Genomic DNA, 568 nt, shown 5'->3' with positions numbered 1-568 from the left:
CAGCTCGGTGCAAAGCCGGCGTCCAACGATCACCACTGAGGAGAAAGGTCATGATCGAGTCGGAGAAGACTGGGCGCTTCAATCTCGCGGCGCTCGCCGCAGCTCTGCCGGATCAGGCAGAGACCCTTCTGGTTGACATCTATCTGACGAACCGAGAGGCGGCGAGCTCTCGGATCTTTCGCGTCTACCGGGGAACGCCGCCGCATTATCATGAGACTTGCGACGAGTACCTCTACGTGCTGTCAGGCCGCGGCACCTTCTGGATGGGGGAGGCTGGAACAGAGGCCGAATTCGGGCCGGGCGACCTGCTGTTCTTCGAGCGTGGCACGGTGCACGCCCTGCCACGGATCATCGCGGAGCCGGTGGTCTTCCTATCGGTCGACACGCCCCGGCGCGTATCCACCGACATTGTATTCGTGAACCCGCAGGACGGCAGCCCCGAGACCTTCATGGCCCGCAACGCGTCGACGCGCTGAGCGCCCCAGGCGCTCGCAGAGACCGATCGGAGTTGCTGACCTCTGGCAGGCTTCGGCAGCTTTCACTCAGGCGATCCTGCGCAGCAGTTCGA

1 protein-coding gene is annotated in these 568 nt (G+C 63.7%); it reads left to right on the top strand.

Going from position 1 to position 568, the window contains the following annotated elements; genetic code table 11:
- Positions 1-50: 50 nt before the first annotated feature.
- A complete protein-coding gene (locus tag VQ02_RS30925) occupies positions 51-476 on the top strand; it encodes a cupin domain-containing protein (RefSeq protein ID WP_048448094.1) in 426 nt (141 codons plus the stop codon).
- Positions 477-568: the final 92 nt, after the last annotated feature.

This window comes from Methylobacterium variabile, assembly GCF_001043975.1.
Classification (GTDB): domain Bacteria; phylum Pseudomonadota; class Alphaproteobacteria; order Rhizobiales; family Beijerinckiaceae; genus Methylobacterium; species Methylobacterium variabile.
Note: the sequence above shows the minus strand (reverse complement) of the source record. Positions and strands in the feature narration are given on the sequence as shown.

Excerpts from the sequence above, each read along its gene's own strand:
- VQ02_RS30925 (WP_048448094.1), top strand. The coding sequence starts at position 51 with ATGATCGAGTCGGAGAAGACTGGGCGCTTCAATCTCGCGGCGCTCGCC.